We start from the raw sequence: 506 nt of genomic DNA, 5'->3' as shown, positions 1-506 counted from the left end.
GAACTGGTCATTTAGTTTTTGCTCTGCGTCTAGCTGAATTTTAGCCCAAGTAGAAACGTCAAGCTCTTTCTTTTCGGTAGTGTCAACTGCTTTAAACGTGTCATTACCATCAGCGTCTTTGCCGTCTTTTTCCCACTTAGTTTGATCAACTTCAGACTGTTTAAGGTAAATATCTACTTCACCTTTCAGGCTCACTTTTGTATCGTCGTTAGAGTAAATCTCTGCTGCATTAACAGAAGTTGCTGTAGCTGCGATAGCTAACGCTAATAGAGTCTTTTTCATAATAAATCCACTGCCTTTTCTAAGAATGGGAGATCCTTGCCCGGTTCCCTGTTATTTATGGTGACTGGTCATTACCACTCTTTGTTGGTTAATCACCGTCACTAAATTTCGAGGTCTAGATTGCAAAAGATTATCCTGCGTGTCAAATAAACTAAAAACAAACCTAAAAAAACAAAAAAGAAATTAAAATCAATCACTTGCATTTTTTTTCATTATTTTACGAG

The 506-nt window shown here is 37.0% G+C and carries 1 pseudogene; it reads right to left on the bottom strand.

Annotation, left to right across the window (positions count from 1 at the left end):
• Positions 1–282: pseudogene (locus BCT81_RS02100) on the bottom strand (hypothetical protein); the annotation flags it as partial.
• Between the last annotated feature and the right edge of the window lie 224 nt (positions 283–506).

It is taken from the genome of Vibrio sp. 10N.261.52.A1 (genome assembly GCF_002876325.1).
GTDB classification, from domain to species: Bacteria; Pseudomonadota; Gammaproteobacteria; order Enterobacterales; family Vibrionaceae; genus Vibrio; species Vibrio chagasii.
The sequence above is the reverse complement of the archived record's forward strand: the minus strand, read 5'-3'. Positions and strand labels throughout refer to the sequence as shown.